Consider the following 22,955-nt stretch of genomic DNA (forward strand, 5'->3'; position numbering starts at 1 on the left):
GCAATCGCTCGAAAACAATCTGCACTGAATTCGCCGGACATGAAGCCTCGCCGCCTGTTCTGATGGATGTCTATCTCGGGTGAAGTACAAAATCCCCGACAGGGAATGTTCTTCAAAGCTCATTCCATTTTAACCGGCGGCGGGCAATTGAATAGAGACGATTCGATCAGATTCTACATCAGTGCCTGCAACAGGATCGCAAGCAGAATCACCAGGAAGAGGATCACCTGCCCTAATACATCCTCCCGATCCGCCTGTGCAGGCAACCGTGGAGGAGTGAATGGAACCAGCCGAGGAGTCTGTTTGTTTAATAAATTGCGCATTGCGGTGCCCTTTCGTAATGGAAACCATGAGGCACCTCGAGGTGTTTGCCGGACTAGAGGAAGCAAACAGCATGCCAGTTGGTCTACGGTGAGTACTGTTCCTGACGCACTCATCACTTAGGACTGATGCGATCTTCAAGAGGAACCGAGAAGTGTCAGCCGGGCGCGACGCTGTCACCTGCAGTTCACATCCGGTCTCCCTTGAAACGCATCTCTGACAAGTCGGTATTCCTGTTCGCCCGGTTTGGCATGCGCTTTGCCTTTCTTCTCCTGCGGCAGATCAATTTTTAAGGAGGATCACCATGGTGTGCCGTCTGGATGAGCGAGAGACAGGCTTGTACTGGGCCTGATTCTAACCTGCGGCGCACCATGGTCTGTTTTGCCTTCCGGCTGCAACCATCAACGTGGGGCAACACTGTCAACGGCAGTTGACAGTCCGCTCCTCACTCAAGCGAACGGGAATGACATGTCAAACAATGGATTGGCGACGGATTCCATCACACTGACGAAATCAAGACTGGAGGAACTGCTGAAAGACACGCAATTTCTGCAGCTCACCTGCCAACAGGATCGGGAACGGATCTCGATCACGGGACACCTCAAAACGTATTACGCGTTGCAGGTTTTATTAACGGCAATCAGTCTGCAGCAATCCGATCCGGAAGCTGTCGCGATTGCTCTGCAGGTCACTGTTGGTGCAGCACAGACTCAATTCGAGACACACTTTTCTAAACGGGAACATCAACATGATCAGCAACTCTCGTCAGGTCACTGTTAATGCTGCTTTTCTCAAAGAGATCAAAGAGGATAACCTCAGGCTCTACAATCTCATGGAAAATCTGCGTACTTTCTGGCTGGTTCCTGATCCGTTGACACTCAAACCGGAATGGTTCAGCGTGCTCATCAACGAACTGAGAGACCAACTGGCGATGCATTTCGCCTTGGAAGGCACCTTCGGCTATTTCGATCATGCAGACCAGGTTGACGCCATCACCGCTGCTGAGTCACAGCGGCTGAGAGATCAGCATGAAGATTTATACCTCGAAATCGCATCGATCGCCGAGCAGGTTGAAGAGGCGTTATACCCGCAATGGAATCAAACCACTTACGCGGCACAGATCGAACGTTTTGATCAGTTCTATCAGAAGTTTCAGCAACACGAATCGGCAGAATTCGATCTGATCATGTCAGCTTCCTACGAAAATTTTAAGCGGATGTATCATTCAGGCGTTTCCAGTAAAGCATACTCGGCGCGCTGGTGACAGAACTCCTGATCCACTGCACCATCGAGAATCACTTCAATCGTTGAAACCGTTGTTCTCTTTCCCAAAGGATTTTCCAATGAGAAACTATGATTTTGAATGTGTCGCCACACAGATCAATTGTGGTCCCGGAACCAGAGAGTACATCGAACGCGAGTGGGACAAGGCCGTCAATCGCGTCGAAAGCTGGATCAAAACGGTCCGCATCTGCATTACAGACATCAACGGACCGAAAGGAGGCATCAATCAGCGCTGTCGTATTGTCCTGCAGACCCGAGTCGGCGCGCCGATTGTCGTGCAGGAAACCCGCGAACGACTCTCATCGGCAATCAATGTCGCCATCAGACGTTCCGTTCATACATTAAAACGGAAAATTTCTAAAAAACGTGATCAGAAAAAACAGCCTGTGCACATTGAGACACAACAGGACGCAGAAGGATTGAGTTAAATCAAAGATATCCGTCTCACTGATTGAAATCCGGAAAGTGAATGAGCTATGCTAGAACATTCACTTCTCTGGATTTTATTTTCTTATGTTATATCTGTAGTGGACCAGTGGAGATTGAGCTCAAATCATGTCTGAAAAGTATGAAATATTCGAGGTAGAAACCATTGCCTCGAATCTGATCGTGATTCCCCAGGGATCGGCCTTGCAGTTCCTGTATAGCAACATCCAGATTGAATCCAATAAAATCCTGGCCCTGCTGAATGCACGTGATATTTCCAATGTGATCATCGATCTCAATCGGGTGGAATATCTGGATTCGATCATCATCAGCTGTCTCATCCGTCTCCTGCAACAGGCGAAACAGTCCGGCGGTCAAGCTGTCTTCTGCAACGCCTGTGATAACATGCAGTACATTCTCCAGAGTATCAAACTGGGAACGCTTTGGCCGCTGTTCGACACTCGGGAAGAAGCCCTCATGAACCTCAGCTCGCATTAAGCCTTTTCTGTCCTGCGAAAGTAATGCTTCAACGTCCGAAACGGGGCTGCCAGGTTATCGTACAGCGAAATACGCTCATTGTTGCGCTGGAACAGCATCAAAGAGATATCATCGGCGGCGTTAATCCGCTCCTGGTCCGGATCCAGCCGCTGAAGCAGTTCCGGAATCAGACGCTCTGGCTGACTGCAGTCGAGCTGTGAAGGACTATCTATTTTGACCTTTCAGGAGCGAACACGCGTAGGTTGCTCTCTTGCCCTCCTGTTTATCACAACATTCCAGACATTTTCGCGCGAGTACTCGCATCTGGAAATAGTCAAATAATTTCAGCAACGAAGTGCAGGACATCATTGTCATCAGAACTGACTGTACCAGAGTGGGACACCGATGTCGGGATGAAGTCGCTGTTGGTAATAACAAACCGCACATGGCCATAGCTTAGGGAGCTCATGCGTCTATACTATCGAGTAGCTCAAAATATTTGTGGCAGTTTTGTGGCATTCATATATGACTGAAAAGAATCAACGCCTGATAATAGTTCTTGACGAATGACAGAATAAGTCTATCATAATAGTCTCATACACATGGTAAGCACGGCAGCAAATCGGCAGTCAGAGAATCCCCCTCTCTCCGCTTACTCCCAAAAAACACGGGATCGACCTCAATCGATTCCGTGTTTTTTTACGCCTCGTAAATCCCCACCCCTCTCAGCACAACCACCTCACAATCTCCAGCGCACTTCTGTCTCCAAAACTGAACAGACTCCCCTTGATCTGCACTTCCCGAATCATAAAGTTATGCAATTGTGCTTCGCGCGCGAGGCGGACGATGCGTGCACCGAAACCTGACTCACAAGTGACTCAGCATCACCTGAATCGCCGTCGATTTTTCCAGTTTTTCACCGGAACATCCACCACCGGTTCCCTCTGTCTCGTAACTTTTCAAATCATTTCGGAGCACTTTCAGCGAATTTCGCAGCACACTCACCCGGAAGTCACTGCACATTGAGAGCATTTCACGCTGCGCGCAATCCCCAATTCCGCTTGACCCCCTCACGCCGATCCGCAAAATCAATCCAGTCATCACAACCCCGACAATCCAACACGTATCAGACAGGCAAACACCATCCCCACAGTCTCAATACGAACAGCAGAGATTTTACGCAACCGCACAGACAGCGAAATCTGAACACCCCGCACCAGTCGCGTCACTTTATTTTAGCACCGTTCACATTACACGGGGGCCTGCTCCGACAGCCGTGAAAAACAGCTCGCAGAGAGCTTCCCGCCGATTGAAAACCGCCCCCTGAATTGGTAAGGTGAGGTGTAAATCTGTACGAGCGTATTCCTGATTCAAGAGACCATTTCGCACGCAGGATCCTCTCTGAACACACACTTACTCACCATCGATCTGACGGATAGCGGGCTCAACTTCAATAATGGCAGAGGCAGACAACTGGACTACGGTTACTGAATCAAAGTTTCCCTGGGAACGGGAAGCACTGGACTTCGTACGCAGCCAGTTTCCCGAGTTCGCCCCCTACCGCGCCTGGTCTAATTTCGAATTCATCGCCGATGATGGCAGCGTCAACGAGGTCGACCTCCTCGTCTTCTCCCCCATGGGCTTCTTCCTCGTCGAAATCAAAAGTCGCCCCGGGCGCCTCCGCGGGGATGCCGGCACCTGGACCTGGGAAAAAGAGGGCAAGCGGGCCACCGTCGATAACCCGCTCATCGCCACCAACCTCAAAGCCAAACGGCTCAGCTCACTCCTGCAGAAACAGAAGGCACTCAAAAAGAAAGGCCGCCTCCCCTATCTGGAAGCACTCGTCTTCTGCTCCGCCACCGAACTCCACTGCGAACTCACCGGCAACGCCCGCGCCCGCGTCTGCCTCCGCGACAAACCCGCCACCGACGACCGCCCCGAACGGCCTGGCATCATGGCGGCCCTCATCAATCGCGAGTGTCCCGGCCTCGATAAGCACCCCCGCGGCACACACGATACCCCCATGTCGAATGCCATCGGTCAGGCCCTCAACCAGGCCGGTGTCCGTCCCTCGCAGAAAAGCCGCAAAGTCGGCGACTACCTCCTGAAACAAATCATCGGCGCGGGACCCAAATACCAGGACTGGAGCGCCCAGCACTCACAACTCGAAAATTCCCGCCGCCGCGTCCGTCTCTACCTCGTTCACAATGAAGCCAACGCGGATGATCGCGCAAGTGTCCAGCGGGCCGCACTCCGCGAATTCCAGATCCTCGAAAACCTCGAGCACCCCGGCATCCTCCGCGTCTTCAACTTCACCGAACACGAACTCGGGCCGGCACTCCTCTTCGAGCACGACCCCCTCAGCCTCCGTCTCGATCACTATCTCGCGCAGCAGAAAGACCAGCTCAGCATCGAAACCCAGATCGACCTCGTCCGCCAGCTCGCCGAGGTCGTCAAATATGCCCACGAGAAAAAAATCGTCCACCGCGGACTCTCACCGCAAAGCGTCCTTGTTACCCGCATCAACACCGGGCACCCCCGTTTGAAAATCTTTAACTGGCAGCTCAGCTACCGCGAAAGTACCACTTCCACCGAAGTCTCGCGGCATTTCACTGCCACTTCACACGTTGATCGCCTGGTGGAAGACGCCGCCACCGCCTATCTCGCACCCGAGTCACTCGCCGATGCCCAGGCCGGACTGGGAGAACACCTCGACGTCTTCTCCCTTGGGGCCATCGCCTACCAGATCTTCTCCGGCGTCGCTCCCGCAGCCAGTGCCCTGGAACTCGGTGAAAAACTCCGCGGCACCAGTGGCCTGCAGATCAGCGCCGTCCTCAACGGCGCCAGCGAATGGCTCCAGGAAATGGTCCGCTCCGCTACCAGTCCCATCGTCCCCGACCGCACCGGCTCCGTCGACGATTTCCTCGAATCGCTCGACCTCGTCGAGAACGAACTCACCTCACCCGAGCACGAACTGCTCGACGATCCCACTCACGCGCAGATCGGCGACACCCTCCCCGGCGGCTTCAAAGTCGTCCGCCGCCTCGGCCGTGGTGCCTGCTCCGTCGCACTCCTCGTCGAGAACGATCAGCAGGACTTCATCCTCAAAGTCGCCAGCGATCCGGAACACAACGACCGCGTCGCCGCCGAGGCTGAACTCCTCGCGCGGGAAGAAATGCGGAACACGAACATCGTACACTTTGTCGAGTCGCTGCAGCTCGGTAACCACGTCGGCTTCCTCATGCGGCCCGTCTACACCGAGCGGGGCAAACGCCTCATTGAAACACTCGGGCAGCGGCTCCGCAAAGACGGGCGGCTGCACATCGATCTGCTCCAGCGGTTCGGCGATGACCTGCTCCAGGTCGTCAATCACCTTGAAGAACAGGGCATCCCCCACCGCGACATCAAGCCCGATAACATCGCCGTCGGCATGGTCGGACGCGGCAGCAAACTGCACCTCGTCCTCTTCGATTTCTCGCTCTCACGTACCCCCGCCGAGAACATCCGGGCCGGCACCACCGGCTACCTCGATCCGCTGCTCCCCCTCCGCGATCCCACCTCCCCCCGCTGGGACCTGCACGCGGAACGCTACGCCGCCGCCGTCACACTCTACGAACTCGCCACCGGCACACTCCCCGTCTGGGGCGATGGCGTCACCTCTCCCAGTCACCTGCCTGCAGGTACTGAAATCACCATCGACGCCGAACTGTTTGACCCCGCCCTGCGCGAAGCACTTACCGAGTTCTTCACCCAGGCCTTCCGCCGCAACATCGACCAGCGCTTCGACAACGCGGAAGAAATGCTCCGCGCCTGGCGCAACTGTTTTGCCGGCATCGATGAACCCGGCGCCCTCTCCGATCACGCTGATGAATCCCGGCTCCAGGACCTCCTCGCCGAGGCTGACTTCGAAACGCACATCCCCGAACTCGGTCTGGGCTCGCGCTCCACCAACGCCCTCGACCGCGCGAACATCCTCACCGTCGAAGACCTGCTCACCGTCCCCATGCGACGACTGATGCGTCTCCGCGGCGTCGGTAATAAAACCCGTCGCGAAATTACCTCCGCAGTCAAAATTCTCCGCGCCCGCCTGGGCAAACCGGATCGCGAGCCCGGCCCCCTCGCCGAACCCGAGACCACCGAAACCGAATCCATCGACATCGCCGCGCTCAGCGTCGACCTGCTCGTCAGCCGACTGCTCAAAGTCGGCGCCCGCGACGGAGAGACCTTCCAGCGCAGCGTCCGTCTCCTGCTCGGCCTCGATCCTGCACTCGACAATCCCTGGCCCAGCCAGGCCGATCTCGCGCGCGAACTCAATGTCAGCCGGGCCCGACCCGGACAGGTCGTCCTTAAACTGCAACAGCGCTGGGAAAAAGATCCCGCGCTCACGCGGGTCCGCGACGATCTCCTGGAAATCCTGACCGCGCAGGCCGGCGTCATGTCCCTCCGCGAACTGGCCGAAGCCCTCATCGTCGCCCGCGGCTCCTCCGAGGAAGACCCGCAGCGCACCACCAACGCCATCGCCGTCATCCGGGCCGCCGTCGAAGTCGAACGCTCCACCGCCGATCCTCGCTTCCTCGTCCGCCGTGAAAAACAGCAAATCTTTATCGCCACCGATGCCGAACTCGTCACCTGGGCCCGCAAGCTCGGCGCCCTCGCCGATCAACTCGCCCAGGCCGATCCGCTGCTCGCCCCCACCCGCGTCCTCGAACGTCTCCAGGAAATTACGCCCCCCGACGATCAGCTCGTCTCGGAAACCCGGCTCGTCCGCCTTGCCGCGGAAGTCTCGGAACAGGCGGCCCTCTCCAGCCGACAGGAACTCTATCCCCGCGGTATGGAAGCGGTGCGTGCGCTGAAACTGTCGCAAGGTGCCCTCCTGGGACAGAAATCGATGACCGTCGCCCAGATTCAGGATCGCGTCGCCGGTCGCTACCCCGATGCCAGTCCGCTCCCCGGGCGACCACAGCTCAACACGCTCCTCGAGCAGGCCGGCTTCGAACTTGAATGGGTCGACGGCAGCGACGGACTCCCCGGCGTCTTCACCAGCCGCGCGCCGCACCAGATCACCCTCACCAGCAGCGGCACCTCCCGGTCGCGTCGTTCCTCACTCCCCGGCGATCCGGGCGACATCACCCCCGAACTCGCCGACGCCCGTCAGTTTGAAGAGCGTCTGCAGCGGAACCTCCGCGAAGGAGCCTTCCTCACCCTGCTGGTCAACCCCCGCGAATTCGATCGGGCGCTCGCCGAACTCACCCGCCACTTCCCGCTGGAACTGGTCGACCTCGAAGGACTGCTCATCGAAGCCCTCAAAGAAACCGCCAGCCAGGCCGGCGTCAATTGGGAACTCGTCCTGCAGACCGATGCCCTCCCGCAGTCCGGCGACTGGGACAAACTCAAACTGCTCGTCAGTCGGGCGCTGCCGAAAGTGGAACAACAGCTCCAGGCCGCCGACAAAACCATGCTCATGATCTACCCCGGTCTGCTCGCCCGCTACGATCAGATGGACCTGCTCAGCCGCCTCTCGCAACAGGTCGGCCGCACGAACGGCATCCCCGGACTCTGGCTTCTGCTCCCCGGCGAAAACCAGGCCTTCATCGACGGCAAACCGGTCCCCCTCATCGGCCCCGGACAACGCACCCGCATCCCCAACAGCTGGCTGCGGAATATACATAGAGAGGACCATTCATGAACCCGCAGTACAGTCCCGACGTAAAAAAAGGAGGCCCTCGAGCCCCCCTTCTGTTCTTCCAATACCACATTGGTTTTACTCCTTGTTATTATCCTTTAATAATCCAGCAATTTGCAGCAAGATTTGGATGATCATCAATAATATCGTTGGGTCTTTCATTTCTAAAAAATCCTCAAATAATGAGGAGACCGTTTACATCTCGCTTGAGATTACTCCTCACACATATATCTAGTGTTGCTGAATTAATTTTCAGAAACTAATTTCAAAATAATTTGAGCTTTATAAATCCATGATCAACCGCAGTGCTCTCCTCTCCGATCTCCAGAAACTCCTTAAACGGCTCGAGGCCGATCTGCTCGAACGCAGTGAATCAGCCGACGTCCCCGCGGTCGGGGAGACGCTCCGCACCGAGTACGAACAGGCCCGCACTGCCGAACGGACCGCCCAGAACTATGAAGACTGGCGCAGCGACGCCATCACCCAGGCCGCCGCTGCCTGGGTCCTCTCGGCGGTCTTTGTCCGCTTCCTCGAAGACAACCAGCTCATCGAGCCCCCCCGCTTCTCCGGCCCCGGCGATCAGCTGCAGCGGGCCCGCGATGAACGCGAACTCTATTTCCGCGCCCATCCCACCGAGACCGATCGCGAATACCTGCTCGCCGTCTTTGATGAACTCGCCACGCTCCCCGGCACCCGCGAAGTCTTCGGCGAACACAACCCGCTCCGCGAACTCCCGCAGTGGCTCTCCGGTGATGCCGCGGGCGAACTGCTCGCCTTCTTCCAGAAGATCGACGCCAACGCCGGCGGACTCGTCCACGACTTCACCGATGCCGACTGGGACACCCGCTTCCTGGGCGATCTCTACCAGGACCTCTCCGAAGCGGCCCGCAAGAAATACGCCCTGCTGCAGACCCCCGAGTTCGTCGAAGAATTCATCCTCGACCGCACTCTCGAACCGGCGCTCGACGAGTTCGGCCTCGACGCGCCCCCCGTCACCGACGCCCAGGGCACCGCAGTCACCCCCGCCGGCTTCCGCATGATCGACCCGGCCTGCGGCAGCGGCCACTTTCTGCTCGGCACCTTCCCCCGCCTGCTCGACCGCTGGTACCGCAAAGAGCCCGGCGGCAAAGTCCGCGACCTCGTCCAGAAAACCCTCGACAGCATTCACGGCGTCGACGTCAACCCCTACGCCATCGCCATCGCCCGCTTCCGCCTGCTCCTCAAAGCCATGCAGGCCTGCGACATTCACCAGCTCAAAAACGCCCCCGCCTTCACGCTCCACCTGGCCTGCGGCGACTCACTGCTCCACAGCCCCCTCCGCGGCGGACAGCAGGTCTTCGACTTCGAACTCACCAGCGACGACGCCGAATGCGAACACGCCTACCAGAGCGAAGACCTCCCCGCCCTCAAACAGTCGCTCCGCTCCGGCATCTACCACGCCGTCGTCGCTAATCCGCCGTACATCACCCCCAAAGACCGGCAGCTCAACCAGCGCTACCGCACGCGCTTCGAATCCTGCCACATGAAGTACTCCCTGGCTGTCCCCTTTCTGGAACGCATCTTCCGCCTGGCCGTCACCGGCGGCTTCACGGGACAGATTACCGCCAACAGTTTCATGAAACGGGAGTTCGGCAAAAAACTGATCGAACAGTTCTTTCCGCAGATCGACCTGACCCACGTCATCGACACCAGCGGCGCGTACATCCCGGGCCACGGCACTCCCACCGTGATCCTCTTCGGCCGCCACCGCAAACCGGTCACCAGCACCATCCGCACCGTCATGGGCATCCGCGGCGAGCCGAGTACCCCCAAAGATCCCGCTCAGGGACTCGTCTGGTCCGCCATCGTTGATCAGATTGACCGCGTTGATTCCGAAAGTGATTTTATGAGTGTTGCGGATTCAGAACGGGTACTGTTTCATAAGCATCCCTGGTCGATTGGAGGGGGAGGTGCATCTGAACTCAAAGAAAAACTAGAAAACATAGCCACATCGATATTAAACACTTATTCAAATTCGATTGGATTCGCAAGTTTCACCGGGCAAGATGATGCCTTCGTTAGTGATTCACAATGTTTTCTGAGAGCTAATATCTCCCCCCAACATATTAAGCCATTTGTCGTCGGAGACAGCATCAGGGACTGGTCGATGACAACAACAGAATCAGCGTTTACTCCATATGATAGCAGTTATGACCCAATAACATTAGAGACTGGAGCCCCTTGGGGACGATGGATCTGGTTTATGCGAACCGTAATTGGTGGTGTGGTTTCTTTCGGAGGGAGAACCCGATTGGAATGTGGGGATAAGTGGTGGACATGGTACCGATGGATTCCAGAAAAATACATTATTAAACTATCAATAACTTATGCAGAAGTGGCTACACATAATCATTTTTTCTTAGACCGTGGCGGGAAAACATATAATCGTACTGCTCCGGTCATTAAATTACCGGAAGATTGCTTAGAAAAAGATCACCTATCTTTGCTAGGACTACTTAATAGCTCGACTGCCTGTTTTTGGATGAAACAGGTTTGTCATCAGAAACAAATGATGGGGGGAGATGGAATTCGTATCGAGTCAAAGGCTAAAGTCCCTTATGCTTTTAATGGAACAGCACTCGGAAAATTGCCAATTCCAGAAAGCTGGACCAAAGGAGCATTACGCGACCGACTGTTAGATCTAACGAAAGAGATGGATCAAGCCACTCAGAAGTACAGTGATTTGAAAGCCGCAGCTGTCTTCTGTGCAAACAATCTCACCAAGGATTCTATTTTAAAAGCCTGGGAAGAAAACCAGCGCCAAAGACAGAAGCTCCGTTCACGTCAGATCTTTCTACAAGAGCAGATCGATTTCACTGTCTACCGAATGTTCGATCTCATCCCCGACAGTCTGATTGGTGAGGAGACAGATCAAATTGATTTCGATCTTACAGCTGGAGCACGTCCCTTCTGCATTCATGCGAGTAAAAATGAAGATGGATTCGATGTGCCTGCATCGGTTCCGGAAGACTGGCCAGAAGAAATTCAGGCACTGTGGAACGCGCGTCTCAAAGAACTGGAATCGAATAAGTCACTTCGACTGATCGAGAGTTCCATGTACAAGCGACGCTGGATTGGTCGACAAGGTCTGTTCAATCATCAACGTTCAGATAATGAACTACTTGATGCAGCAAAGAACTGGCTGCTGGATCGGCTGGAGCGGTATTTTGATTTTGACGGGCGGATGAATCCCGAGGGGACGCCGACCGCCGAGATCGACATCCAGCTCATCAGCATCGCCCAGCTCGCCGACATCGCCCGCCGCGATCCGCAGTTCCTGGAAGTCGGGGCCGTCTACCGCGATGACAGTGCCTTCGACGTGCAGCGGCTCATCGACGAACTCGTCCACGCCGAACAGGTCCCCCTGCTCCCCATTCTCCGCTACAAACCCGCCGGACTCCGCAAACGCGCTGAGTGGGAACAGACCTGGGAACTCCAGCGCCGCGAAGACGCCATCGACGCCCGCTCCCAGCTCCCCGAGGACGATCCCCAATACCTCACCCCCCAGGCAGCCCAGGATCTCAAACAGGCCGAGGTCGGCGACATCCCCGTCCCCCCGAAATATAAGAGCAGCGATTTCCTCTCCACCGGCGGCGTCCGCTACTGGGCCCTCCGCGGCAAGCTCGACGTCCCCAGGGAACGCTGGATCAGCTTCCCCCACTGCGAGGGCCCCGACGGCACCCCCGTCATCGCCTGGGCCGGCTACGACCACCTGCAACTCGCCCGCGCCATCAGCGCCTACTTTGTCGAAGTCCAGGAACAGTTCGGCGGCCGCGACGACCCCCGCCTGATCCCCCTGCTGGCCTGCCTGGAAGAGCTGCTCCCCTGGCTCAAACAATGGCACCACGACCTCGACCCCGAATTCAACCAGCGCATGGACGAAGTCTTCGCAGGCTTCCTCACCACCGAAGCCAAAGCATTAGATATGACCATCGACCAGATCAAAAACTGGCAACCACCCAAAAAGACAAAGAAAACAGCAACCAAACGAAAGGCGAAGAAATGACGGAGCCAGAACAGCCCGCAAAATACACGCCTCCCCAAATCGCCTACGGCATCGATATTGGTATGTATCGTCATGATGAAAAACATGAAATTGACGACTCAACAACGCTAGCTTGGGCCAGAGTTAAAACGACAGCGAAATTGGTATCCAGTAAGGAAAATGGGGAGACCGTATACCATATCGATACTACTGACGATTACATGTCAGGAAATGACATGCGAAAATTAGTAGATCAGATCTGCGTAGATTTGAATTCTCAAAAGCGGATCGCCATAGGAATGGAAGCCCCCATGTGGCAACCAGTTCCTGAGTCAAACGCAGGTACAGTCTTTGATCTATTTCCTGCACGATTTGCTGCAGAAGACAGAGAAATCAATAAGCAGAATCGGAGATGGTATAAGTTTGGTGGTGCAACCTCTTCGGTAAAAGCAATTTCAATAGGTTATATGCTTTTTAATGACATAAAAGATGCCATTAAAAAGAAATCGATTACAACTTTCCATAAGACTACTGCCGATATCGAACTCTTCGAAGGTTTTGTAACCGGAGATTGGAAACTACCTCGCAAAAAAAGGTGTGGATTCAATAGCCACAGTTGGGATGCAGCACTAACCGCACTCGGATATCACTACGCCAGAAATAAGAACCAAAAAAAGCGTAAACAGGCTTTGATCCATAAAGCGGAAAGTTCGGACGATACAATCATTTCCCACTGGAAAACGATTCTGGATCAGGTTGGGCTAAAAAAACATCAGTGTGATCAAGACTGTTTGGTAGTCGGTTTCGCCAAGCACGATGAAACCTTACGTGAAACGGGATCTTAGCATGTATATCAATAGCATTACCCTGAAAAATATTCGCACTTTCGCAGCAGAAAGCACCATTCACTTTAACTACCCAGAGAGAGTGTATGGGGAAGATAAACCGATTAAGCAGGCACCTAAACTAAAAAACGTCAATCTGCTTTTCGGTGAGAACTCCACTGGTAAATCGACTGTTCTTGAAGTCATTGCACTGGCATCTCTGGGCCCTGCAATTATTGAATCACGCATTGATCCCAAACCACTAGTTCGCCTCATCCCTTCTCAGCGTAAACCTTCAGAAGCAGAGAAAAGTGAAATAGGAACGATTAGAGCATTCTTTACTCTACATGAAGGTGAATTCGATTCGATAGTTCCACCGTCCAGTCGTGGGTTCTCCAGTGAACTGCTTATTTCTAAAAAAGGTAAACTAGAGAATATTGAGCACAAAGAAAACAAAAACATTAGATGGAAACAGGTTTACGAAGACGAAAACGCCGCTTTTTTTATTGTTGCATACGGGACTTCACGAAGAGGATCTCTTGATAGTGAGAGGTCAAAAAATCTCAGAAATCGAACGCACTACTGGCGAACCGATCGAATAAACAGCATCATTAAAGATGAATTTACCTTGGTAGATTTTTGGGAATGGTTTGTAAACCACAAAAGAAGAAAAAAGCGTTCTGAACTTATAGTTAAGCTCATAAATCGCGCCTTAGCAAAAAGCCAGTTGAAATATGAAGGTAATTGGAATGAGGATGATTGTCTTTTCACTCGTGGTGGAATGGAAATCCCGTTACGTAGTCTTTCCGATGGATACAAGGGTTTTTTAAGTTGGATTACTGATCTTCTTTACCACCTCGAGTATATCAGTCTTAGAACTAAAATCAGTATGCAAAATATCCCGGGGATTGTGCTTGTTGATGAAATCGATTTACATCTTCATCCAAGATGGCAAATGGATGTGATATCTCAACTAGCTAATACGTTTCCTCGATTACAATTCATTTTCACATCACACAGTCCATTGATCGCTGGCTCAGTTGAATGGATGAATATCACTCGGCTTAGTTTAGATCGTTTTCACAGGACAGTAGTCGATCTATTTGAAGAACCGATACATGGTCTAGATGCCGATCAAATTCTTGTTTCAACACTTTTTGGATTAGAATCGACTCGTGCTAGAGCGAAACAAAATCTTTTGGATGAGTTGCGCAATCGTGTTCGTAGAGGAGACAAAGGTGCTGCGAAAGAATTTCTATCAGAATTGGCCAGGGGCATAGAGGGTGAAAAATGATCCGAATAAAAATCGATTCAAAACGCCTTGAAAAAATGATCTCAAAAGAAGATGCCGGCTGGATTCAAAACGCGAAAGACAAAACTAAAGAATTGGAATTAAACACAACATTGAAGATTGAAAACATCTGGCGTCCAATTAAAAAAGCATTTATGGATCTCCAGTATTCGAAATGCATTTATTGTGAGAAGAAAATTGAAAAAAATAAGTATGAGCAAGATGTTGAGCATTTTCGCCCAAAAAACAGAGCCGATTCATGGGTCGCCTCAAAATCATTGATTGAAGAAGAAAAAATTCTGATCAAAAACCCCACTTCAGGATCGGAGCCTGGTTATCGATTACTAGCCTATAACTATTTTAATTATGCTGCATCATGCAAAGCATGTAATTTAGATCGGAAGAAATGCTTTTTTCCAATAGCAGGTAAAGTAAGAATGAACCATTCAAAGAATCCTGCAAGAATGAAAAGCGAAAATTCTTATTTGATTTACCCCATCAGTGATCTCGACGAAGACCCGGAAAAATTGATCGAATTTGAAGGAGTGCTACCCAAAGCTAAAGCATCGAATGGATTTAGCAGGAAGCGTGCTTTGGTCACAATTGAGCTTTTTGAACTTGATAAACGCTCTTTTTTACTAAGAGAAAGAGCCGAAATGCTATATTGGTTATTCAAAGCACTTAAGCAATATGACGATGGCAATTCCGCTGAGAAAAAGGAAGCTCAGATAATAGTTCAGGAATACACTTCCGGAGCAGAGAAACACACTAATTGTATGCGATGTTTTAAAAAATTATATAGAAAGAATTTTTCAGAAGCTGAAAGTATAGCAAAAAAAGCGTTTGCTTTCTGGAAAAGCAAGTCCTGCTGACAATTGAATCAACATCGCTAATTATTCATAAAGTAAAAACCATCCATGACTCTCATCAAAGAACTCATCAACATCCCCGAGCGTGTGCAAAAAGGGGATTTTGTTCTCAGGCTCGCTGAAGACATTGACCGGCCCGAGGTCGTCCTCGATCATTACGTGGTCACCCCCGAGCTGGCGAACTGCTTTGACAGCGCCCTCTCGTTTATCGGCAACGCCGTACAGAACCGCTCCAGCAAGGCCAGCTACCTGCACGGGAGCTTCGGTTCCGGTAAGAGTCATTTCATGGCCGTCCTGCATCTGATCCTCCAGGGAAACACCGCCGCCCGCAGTATTCCCGAACTGGCCGCCGTCATTCAGAAACACAACCCCTGGCTCGGCGGCAAAAAGTTCCTGCTCGTCCCCTATCACATGATCGGCGCCCACGACATGGAATCGGGCATCCTCGGCAACTACGTCGACTTCATGCGCCGCACGCATCCCGAGGCACCCACGCCCCCCGTCTATCTCTCCGCCTCCCTCATCGAACAGGCACAGAACGAACGCGAAAACTACGGCGACGATCTCTTCTTCAAACGCCTCAACAGCGACCAGAGCACCAGCAGCGGCGGCTGGGGAGATCTCGAAAGCACCTGGACCGCGGAAACCTTCGAAGCCGCTGCCGCCGCTGACCCCGATTCGGAACAGCACCTCAAGCTTGTCAGCACCCTGCTCAAAACGGTCGCGTCTTCACACGCCGAGGTCGTCAGCCAGCGCGGTGGAAACTTCGTCCGCTTCGACAAAGGCCTCTCCCTGATCAGCCAGCACGCCCACAGCCTGGGCTACGACGCGTTAATCCTCTTCCTCGACGAACTCATCCTCTGGCTCGCCACCCGCTCGGCCGACCTCAGTTTCGTCCGCAGCGAAGCCGCCAAGCTCACCAACCTCGTCGAAGCCCAGTCCGCCGAACGCCCGATCCCGCTGATCAGCTTCGTCGCCCGCCAGCGCGATCTCCGCGAGCTGGTCGGCGATCATGTTCCCGGTGCCGAAAAACTCAGCTTCAGCGACTCGCTCGACTGGCAGCAGGGACGCTTCGACACCATCACCCTCGAAGACCGCAACCTGCCCGCGATCGCGTCGAAACGTATCCTCAAGTGCAAAGACGAAGCCGCCCGCATCGAACTGGGCGCCGCCTTCGATAAGACCGCGCGGATGAAAGACAACGTGATGAACATCCTGCTGACCCACGAGGGGAATCAGGAAATGTTCCGCCAGGTTTACCCCTTCAGCCCGGCACTCGTCCAGACGCTGATCGGCGTCTCCAGTGTGCTGCAGCGCGAACGGACCGCGCTCAAGGTGATGATGCAGCTGCTCGTCGATCATCGCGAGACACTCGAACTGGGTGAACTGATTCCGGTCGGCGATCTGTTCGATGTTGTCGCCCACGGCGATGAAGCCTTCAGCCCCGAAATGGCAATTCACTTCGACAACGCCAAGCGGCTCTACCACCTCAAGCTGCTCCCCCTGCTGGAAAAAGAACACAACATCCATCACGAGGACCTGGATACCCTCCCTTTCAACGACCCTAAACGCAAGGCCTTCCGCAACGATGACCGCCTGCTGAAAACGCTGCTGCTCTCGGCCCTGGTTCCCAACGTGGAATCTCTGCGGGCATTGAACGCCGAAAAACTGGCGGCCCTCAACCACGGCACCATCAAAACCCCCATCCCCGGCAAAGAAGCCGCCGAAGTGTTCCGTCGCTTCAAACACTGGTCGGGCAGCGTCGGCGAAATCCGCCTGGGTGATGAAAGCAACCCCACGATCACCGTCCAGCTCTCCGGCGTCGATACCGAAAGCATCATCGAACAGGTCCGTCGTGAAGACAACCAGGGCAACCGCAGCCGCCTGATCCGGCAGATCCTCTTCGAACAGCTCGGTATCCAGGGCGAGGGAGAGTTCGAACAGTTCCACGAGTTCACCTGGCGGAACACCAGGCGCAGTTGCAACGTCCTGTTCCGCAATATCCGCGAGCTCCCCGACTCCTCACTCGAAAACGAAAGCAGCGACTGGAAGCTGGTCATCGACTTCCCCTTCGACGAGCCGGGGCACGGACCGCGCGACGACATCAGCAGGCTGCAGAAGTATTCCCCCTCCAACCCGGAAGGCAGCCGTACGTTGTGCTGGGTCCCCTCCTTCTTCACCGCCGAAGCGCAAAAGGATGTGGGCATGCTCTACCTGCTCGACTTCCTGATGACCGGCGATCGCTTCAACGAATATTCGAATCATCTCTCCCCGCAGGATCGCCAGGCCGCCCGCACCATTCTGGAAAGCCAGCGTAACCAGCTGAGACAGCGCGTGCGCAACAACCTTGATGCCGCCTACGGTCTCGATCGGCACTCCAGTGATTCCATCGACAGCACCAACGAACTCGAACTCAATCAGCATTATGTTTCCCTCAAAGACGGTTTCACTCCGCAACCACCGGTGGCAGCCAACCTCTCTGCCGCGATGGAGCACCTGCTCAGCCAGGCCCTGGAATACGAATTCCCGGCCGCCCCGCAGTTCGAAACCGAGATCAAAAAGAGCACGTTGAATAAAGTATTCGACCTGGTGGTGCAATCAACCCAGACCCGGGATGGCCGGCTCGCCGTCGACAAATCGATGCGTCCCCTGTTAAGGCAGGTGGCGGTCCCGCTGCAGCTCGGCGAAATGGGCATCGACGCCACCCACTTCGTCCTCGGTCATCACTGGAAGTCGCACTTCATGAAGAAAGCCGCAGAAACCGGCAGCGAACTTTCAGTCTCCCAGTTCCGCAGATGGATCGACGATCCCCGACCAATGGGACTGCCCACGGAAGCGCAGAACCTGGTGATCCTGCTCTACGCCGCCCAGGACAACCGGGTTCCCTACCTGCACGGTGCCCCGTATGAAGCAACGGTCAGCAACCTGCCCGACGCCTGCGAACTGCGCACGATTGCACTCCCACCGAAGCCCGACTGGGAGCAGGCGCTGGAACTCGCAGCAATCCTGTTCGGGTATAGCGGATCGTCGCTCCTCAGTGCCGGCAATGTCGAAGCCCTCGCGACCGCCTGTCAGACGATCGCGAAAAAGGCCCGCCCCGCCTGCCAGGGATACGCCCGGCAGCTCAAGGAACGACTCGTCGAGTTAGGTATTGCCGCGGAAAGCACCGATCGCCTGCAGACCGCGGTCGCCAGCCAGGTCCTTGTGGAAAATCTGAGTACTGCCAAACCGGCGGACGTGGTCTCCCTGTTAACCGGTGCTTCCATCGCCACCAGTACCGCGGCGATGGGCGAGTGCATCAGCAAAGCCGACCGCCTGCAGGAATCACTCAACCATACCAGTTGGGATTCCTTCAACCAGATTCAAAAACTGGCCGCGAAATTCAAAACTGCGGTCACAAAAATCCTGGACGACCTGCAGCAGGCCCTCGTCAGTGACGAGCATGTCCACGAGCTCGGCCCCGCACTGCAGGCATGCCAGTCGCAGGCATCGCGGCTGATCTCCGATGCACTGGAAAATCTCAAACCGGATCCCGTTCCGCCCGCTGCAACTCCCGAGCCCGAACCGGCCCCGCCCGCAACCACGCCGGGGGTCAAGGTTATCGAGCAGGATGCCAGACAGGGCCTGACGCTGCCTGAAGCGGAAGAGACCCTGACGAAAATCAAATCCCGCCTGCAATCAGGACAGTCGGTTCAGATATACGTAAGCTGGGTGATTGAAGAGGGAGGCACGCAGGCATGACTCTCACCGCCCCGACCTTCAGTCAGATCAAAGCCCAGGTCGCGACAATCCAGCAGAAAACGACCCGGGCCGACGTCATCGGCATCCATTCACGTGGCCGCTGGAGTGATGAAACCCGCATTCAGGATGGCGATCAGACCTATCTGATCTACCAGTGCGATTCTCCCCTGGCCTGTCGCATCGCCATTCGCGAACCAGTGCCCGACAAGACGACGAAAGTTCTGATCACCGGACTGGAAGAAAACGACCTGGGGGATGACCTGCGGTATCGACTGGCCAAGCAGCGGTTGTTCCCGCTTCAACCCTGGCAGATTGTCTGCTCGCTGTTCAATGCCCGCAATGTAGATACACGACTGACGCATCATCCCTGGATGGCCGAGGCCCTGCTGGCACTGGGACCGCGCCACGGTTATCCGCCAGCACGGGGTGGCTTCCTCGATGCCGATACCGCCTGGTCGCTTTTGCTCGAACATACGATCCAGCTCCGCGGAGAATCGCCCGACCTGACGAGCCTGTTGAAATGGTCACTCGACCAGACCGCCACCCAGCACTTCCGACACCAATCTGAAGAGTTTCAGGCAGCGACCATCGACTGGCTGTGTGAAAAGGCCGGCCCCGTCGCCCGACTGATTTTGCAGTGCCTGCAGGAGGACAAACCGAAACAACATCCGCTGTCGGTCGGCATAGCCATGCTTGTGCTGTACCACGAAGACGCACGCGGCCGACTGGAAAAGGCCACAGGCAAGTTTGAAGGGCTGTTCTTCCCGCAAGAGTCTCCCACACCAGACCAGGTGCAGCGCTGGGTGCTTTCCGCCCGCGAGGTGGTTCGTTCCCTGCAGCACACCGATCTGCATAAGCATCACGTGATCGTGCGACGGGCAGACGACATCCTGAAGGAACTCGCTGCAGCAGAGTACGCCCGGTTGAGCGATACGTCGTTGCTGGGTTACGAACAGCGGTTACAGCAGTTCGGCACAACGCTCACCGACATCCTGGATCGCGGCGCCTGGCAGGAAGTCGAACGACTCCAGGAACTGAAAGCCGCAATCCGCAGTCATGATGCTTCCTTCGATCAGACGCGACAGCTCGAACGGCTGGAAATGGCACTCCGCCTGGTCCGCTGGCTGCAATATGACAAACCGTCCGCTGCAGCTTTGCCACAGTCTTTCGCCACCGCTGCGCGATACCAGCTGGAGACGGGCGGCTTTGTTGACTGGGCCCGCCTGCAGGTCCGACACGGTGCGGAAGTGGAAGCCCTTTCACAGGCATATCAGCGGTTGTTTGAAACCGTGACCCAGATCCGCGAACAGCAGTCAGAACACTTTGGAACGCTGCTGGCTGAATGGACCGCGTCAGGCTCAAAAGGGAATGACGTACTGCCTGTTGAACAGATAATCGAGCAGACCATCGCGCCGCTGGCAGAGTCGCAACCGGTCCTGTTGCTCGTGATCGACGGTATGAGCGTCGCCGTCTGCCGCGAACTGCTCAGCGACCTGACCCGCAATGAATGGGTGGCGCTGGCGGAACCAAATCAACGATTCAACAGACCCGGAATCGCCGCGATCCCCTCGGCAACGGAGTTCTCGCGAACGAGTCTCTTAACCGGCAAACTGATGCAGGGGGGACAGCACGATGAGAAAAAGGGATTCGAAAATCATCCCCGGTTGTCTGGAAAAACTCCGGGACGGGAGTCCCCGCTGCTGTTTCACAAGGCCGCGCTGCAGGGACCGGAACAAAGTCAGGTGCGAAAGGAAATCGCTTCCACCCGGCGCGTTGTGGGTGTAGTGATCAACGCCGTCGATGACAATCTGCTCAAAGGGGAGCAACTGGATACACGCTGGTCCCGCGATCAGATTCAGCTGCTCACTTCACTGTTGCACGATGCCCGCAGTGCAGGCCGACTGGTGGTTCTCGTCAGCGATCACGGCCATGTGCTCGATTGCCAGACTCAGAATATCAACACCCCGGATGAGACGGCGGGGGGCGAACGCTGGCGCCCTGCAGGTTCGGCTCCTGTTACAGGAGAACTGCTGATTTCAGGCAGTCGCGTACAGACCACAGATCAGAAACTGATCGCTCCCTGGAGCGAACGCATCCGCTATAGCATGAAGAAAAACGGTTATCATGGGGGGCTCTCACCTCAGGAAATGGTCGTACCAATAGTGGTGCTTACCAACTCGGATGAACTCCCGCCAGACTGGAGTGAGCAGCCCATCGACACCCCCGTCTGGTGGGATGAACTACCGCCGGAGCATGAAACGCTTGTGCCCTCCCCTCCTGTTCGCACTCGCAAGAAAAAGGTGGAAAAAGCACCGCTGCTGTTTAAAGAGCTGAAAGAGGAAGTAGAAACGCCGGAAGCCAGCGAAGCTCCCGAGGTTCCGAAATGGATTCAGCAACTACTCGAGAGCCCGGTCTTTGCAGACCAGAAGCGGCTGGGGGGGCGACGGGTTCCGGAAGACAAAGAGTTCTCACGCCTGCTGCAGGCGCTGGATCGGCGCGATGGTACGATGACACTCCGCGCCCTGACACGCGCACTCGACGCGGCTCCTCTACGAATGCCCGGGTTTCTAGCCAAAGTGGAACGTGTCTTGAATATCGATGGCTACGATGTGATCCGTTACGACGAAACTTCGGACACCGTGGAACTGCAGCGCGAGCTGCTGCTCAAACAGTATGACCTGGATGACTAATTGCCAATGATCAGTCCCCGACGACGCGAAGAAATTATTGATGCACTCCGCCGCGGCACGGTTCCGCAAAACAGCCTCGATGCATTTGCCGTCGGCCTGGAGCGGTTTGAACCTGCCCTCACAGAAGAACTGCAGAAAGTCGCTTCAACCGGAGGTGTGTTCAAGGCGGTTCGCGGAGAGTACGGCTGCGGAAAAACATTTTTCTCCCGCTGGCTCGCCGACCAGGCACGCAAGCAGGGGTTTGCGACAGCGGAAGTGCAGGTCTCGGAAACTGAAACGCCCCTGCATCGACTGGAAACGGTCTACCGCCGGCTGATGGAACGACTCTCGACAGCCGACACGCCACAAGGAGCCTGGCGAAATGTCGTCGACGGCTGGTTCTATGCGCTGGAAGAGGATGTCCTTTCAGAAGGACAGATCGATGAATCAGATCAGCAGGCGCTGCTCGATCGCACCAGTGAACTTCTGGAACAGCGACTGGCACGGGTAACCGACATCACCCCAACCTTCAGTACCGCCTTGAGAGGCTACCGTCGGGCACAGGCTGCGGGGGAACGGGCTGTCGCAGATGGGATTCTGGCCTGGCTGGCCGGGCAGCCGAATGTCTCTGCTTCTGCAAAACGCTACTGCTGGGTGAAGGGGGACATCGACCACTTTGGTGCCCTCAGTTTTCTGCAGGGAGTGCTGACGGTCCTGCGGGACTCGGGCCATCCGGGACTGCTGCTGATCCTGGATGAAGTCGAAACCATTCAACGCGTTCGCAGCGATGTGCGGGATAAAAGCCTCAATGCACTCCGCCAGCTGATCGACGAAGTTGACTCCGGTCGCTTCCCCGGACTGTATCTTCTGGTCACCGGCACTCCCGCGTTTTATGAGGGACCGCAGGGCATCCAGCGTCTGGAACCGCTGGCTCAGCGACTGCACGTCGACTTTCAGACTGACGCCCGGTTTGATAATCCCCGCGCTCCCCAGATTCGGCTCCCGGCCTTCAGCCTGGAACGCCTCTGTCTGGTCGGATGCAGAGTCCGAGATCTCTTCCAGCAGCATGCCCAGGCACCAGAGCGGATTTCAAAATTGTGTGATGACAGCTATATCCAGGAACTGGCCCAGGCAGTGGCGGGGAAACTGGGGGGTAAAGTCGGCGTCGCGCCCCGGATCTTCCTGAAAAAGCTGGTTGCCGATATCCTCGACCGCATCGATCAGTTCGACGATTTCGATCCTCACGAACATTATCGGCTGACGATGTCCGATACAGAATTAACTCCCGTCGAACGCCAGGCCGCCGGTGCCACTGATGTGGATGAAATCGAACTCGAATTCTAGAG

The 22,955-nt window shown here is 55.1% G+C and carries 15 protein-coding genes; 13 read left to right on the top strand and 2 right to left on the bottom strand.

Features of this window, described 5'->3' with window-relative positions; genetic code table 11:
• Positions 1–173 precede the first annotated feature (173 nt).
• A complete protein-coding gene (locus RID21_RS29805) occupies positions 174–323 on the bottom strand; it encodes a hypothetical protein (protein WP_197999793.1) in 150 nt (49 codons plus the stop codon).
• 466 nt (positions 324–789) lie between these two features.
• Between RID21_RS29805 and RID21_RS29810 the strand changes: the two genes are divergently transcribed.
• From RID21_RS29810 to RID21_RS29830, 5 genes are all read left to right on the top strand, one after another.
• Positions 790–1,101, top strand: coding sequence for a hypothetical protein (locus RID21_RS29810; RefSeq protein WP_350195358.1), 312 nt, complete (start codon positions 790–792; stop codon positions 1,099–1,101).
• Positions 1,070–1,585, top strand: coding sequence for a hemerythrin domain-containing protein (locus RID21_RS29815; protein ID WP_350195360.1), 516 nt, complete (start codon positions 1,070–1,072; stop codon positions 1,583–1,585). Before RID21_RS29810 ends, RID21_RS29815 begins: the two co-directional genes overlap by 32 nt.
• A 79-nt stretch (positions 1,586–1,664) precedes the next feature.
• Complete coding sequence (locus tag RID21_RS29820; RefSeq protein ID WP_350195362.1) at positions 1,665–2,033, top strand: hypothetical protein; 369 nt, start codon at positions 1,665–1,667, stop codon at positions 2,031–2,033.
• 127 nt (positions 2,034–2,160) lie between these two features.
• The gene (locus RID21_RS29825; RefSeq protein ID WP_350195364.1) at positions 2,161–2,529 is read left to right on the top strand and encodes an STAS domain-containing protein; all 369 of its coding nucleotides are present in this window, start codon (positions 2,161–2,163) and stop codon (positions 2,527–2,529) included.
• A gap of 23 nt (positions 2,530–2,552) precedes the next feature.
• Entirely contained in the window at positions 2,553–2,729 is a 177-nt protein-coding gene (locus RID21_RS29830) for a hypothetical protein (RefSeq protein ID WP_350195366.1), read from the top strand.
• A 646-nt stretch (positions 2,730–3,375) separates the two neighbouring features.
• Here RID21_RS29830 and RID21_RS29835 read toward each other — a convergent pair.
• Complete coding sequence (locus RID21_RS29835) at positions 3,376–3,531, bottom strand: hypothetical protein (RefSeq protein WP_350195368.1); 156 nt, start codon at positions 3,529–3,531, stop codon at positions 3,376–3,378.
• 433 nt (positions 3,532–3,964) lie between these two features.
• Here RID21_RS29835 and pglW point away from each other — a divergent pair, with 433 nt between their 5' ends.
• The 8 genes from pglW to brxD all read left to right on the top strand — a co-directional run bounded on the left by pglW (position 3,965) and on the right by brxD (position 22,953).
• Positions 3,965–8,194 carry a BREX system serine/threonine kinase PglW gene (gene pglW, locus RID21_RS29840; protein ID WP_350195370.1) on the top strand — a complete coding sequence of 1,410 codons (4,230 nt, stop codon included), beginning with the start codon at positions 3,965–3,967 and terminating at the stop codon, positions 8,192–8,194.
• Between the two features lie 289 nt (positions 8,195–8,483).
• Positions 8,484–12,236: a BREX-2 system adenine-specific DNA-methyltransferase PglX gene (gene pglX / locus RID21_RS29845; RefSeq protein WP_350195372.1), complete on the top strand. Its 3,753-nt coding sequence runs from the start codon at positions 8,484–8,486 to the stop codon at positions 12,234–12,236.
• Entirely contained in the window at positions 12,233–13,060 is an 828-nt protein-coding gene (locus RID21_RS29850) for a hypothetical protein (RefSeq protein WP_350195374.1), read from the top strand. The genes pglX and RID21_RS29850 overlap by 4 nt, the downstream gene beginning before the upstream one ends.
• Position 13,061: 1 nt before the next feature.
• A complete protein-coding gene (locus RID21_RS29855; RefSeq protein WP_350195376.1) occupies positions 13,062–14,333 on the top strand; it encodes an AAA family ATPase in 1,272 nt (423 codons plus the stop codon).
• Positions 14,330–15,202 (top strand): HNH endonuclease family protein, encoded by an 873-nt coding sequence (locus RID21_RS29860; protein ID WP_350195378.1) that lies wholly within the window; start codon positions 14,330–14,332, stop codon positions 15,200–15,202. Before RID21_RS29855 ends, RID21_RS29860 begins: the two co-directional genes overlap by 4 nt.
• Positions 15,203–15,247: 45 nt before the next feature.
• Positions 15,248–18,940: a DUF6079 family protein gene (locus RID21_RS29865; protein ID WP_350195380.1), complete on the top strand. Its 3,693-nt coding sequence runs from the start codon at positions 15,248–15,250 to the stop codon at positions 18,938–18,940.
• Positions 18,937–21,630 carry a BREX-2 system phosphatase PglZ gene (gene pglZ, locus RID21_RS29870; protein ID WP_350195382.1) on the top strand — a complete coding sequence of 898 codons (2,694 nt, stop codon included), beginning with the start codon at positions 18,937–18,939 and terminating at the stop codon, positions 21,628–21,630. Before RID21_RS29865 ends, pglZ begins: the two co-directional genes overlap by 4 nt.
• Before the next feature lie 6 nt (positions 21,631–21,636).
• Positions 21,637–22,953, top strand: a complete 1,317-nt coding sequence (brxD, locus tag RID21_RS29875; protein WP_350195384.1) for a BREX system ATP-binding protein BrxD — start codon at positions 21,637–21,639, stop codon at positions 22,951–22,953.
• The last annotated feature ends 2 nt before the right edge of the window (positions 22,954–22,955 follow it).

The sequence above is a fragment of the Gimesia sp. genome (genome assembly GCF_040219335.1).
Lineage (GTDB): Bacteria > Planctomycetota > Planctomycetia > Planctomycetales > Planctomycetaceae > Gimesia.

What these genes read in the sequence shown, in the direction of transcription:
- RID21_RS29805 (WP_197999793.1), bottom strand. Translation starts at nt 323, where the DNA reads ATGCGCAATTTATTAAACAAACAGACTCCTCGGCTGGTTCCATTCACT.
- RID21_RS29810 (WP_350195358.1), top strand. Translation starts at nt 790, where the DNA reads ATGTCAAACAATGGATTGGCGACGGATTCCATCACACTGACGAAATCA.
- RID21_RS29815 (WP_350195360.1), top strand. Translation starts at nt 1,070, where the DNA reads ATGATCAGCAACTCTCGTCAGGTCACTGTTAATGCTGCTTTTCTCAAA.
- RID21_RS29820 (WP_350195362.1), top strand. Translation starts at nt 1,665, where the DNA reads ATGAGAAACTATGATTTTGAATGTGTCGCCACACAGATCAATTGTGGT.
- RID21_RS29825 (WP_350195364.1), top strand. Translation starts at nt 2,161, where the DNA reads ATGTCTGAAAAGTATGAAATATTCGAGGTAGAAACCATTGCCTCGAAT.
- RID21_RS29830 (WP_350195366.1), top strand. Translation starts at nt 2,553, where the DNA reads ATGCTTCAACGTCCGAAACGGGGCTGCCAGGTTATCGTACAGCGAAAT.
- RID21_RS29835 (WP_350195368.1), bottom strand. Translation starts at nt 3,531, where the DNA reads ATGTGCAGTGACTTCCGGGTGAGTGTGCTGCGAAATTCGCTGAAAGTG.
- pglW (WP_350195370.1), top strand. Translation starts at nt 3,965, where the DNA reads ATGGCAGAGGCAGACAACTGGACTACGGTTACTGAATCAAAGTTTCCC.
- pglX (WP_350195372.1), top strand. Translation starts at nt 8,484, where the DNA reads ATGATCAACCGCAGTGCTCTCCTCTCCGATCTCCAGAAACTCCTTAAA.
- RID21_RS29850 (WP_350195374.1), top strand. Translation starts at nt 12,233, where the DNA reads ATGACGGAGCCAGAACAGCCCGCAAAATACACGCCTCCCCAAATCGCC.
- RID21_RS29855 (WP_350195376.1), top strand. Translation starts at nt 13,062, where the DNA reads ATGTATATCAATAGCATTACCCTGAAAAATATTCGCACTTTCGCAGCA.
- RID21_RS29860 (WP_350195378.1), top strand. Translation starts at nt 14,330, where the DNA reads ATGATCCGAATAAAAATCGATTCAAAACGCCTTGAAAAAATGATCTCA.
- RID21_RS29865 (WP_350195380.1), top strand. Translation starts at nt 15,248, where the DNA reads ATGACTCTCATCAAAGAACTCATCAACATCCCCGAGCGTGTGCAAAAA.
- pglZ (WP_350195382.1), top strand. Translation starts at nt 18,937, where the DNA reads ATGACTCTCACCGCCCCGACCTTCAGTCAGATCAAAGCCCAGGTCGCG.
- brxD (WP_350195384.1), top strand. Translation starts at nt 21,637, where the DNA reads ATGATCAGTCCCCGACGACGCGAAGAAATTATTGATGCACTCCGCCGC.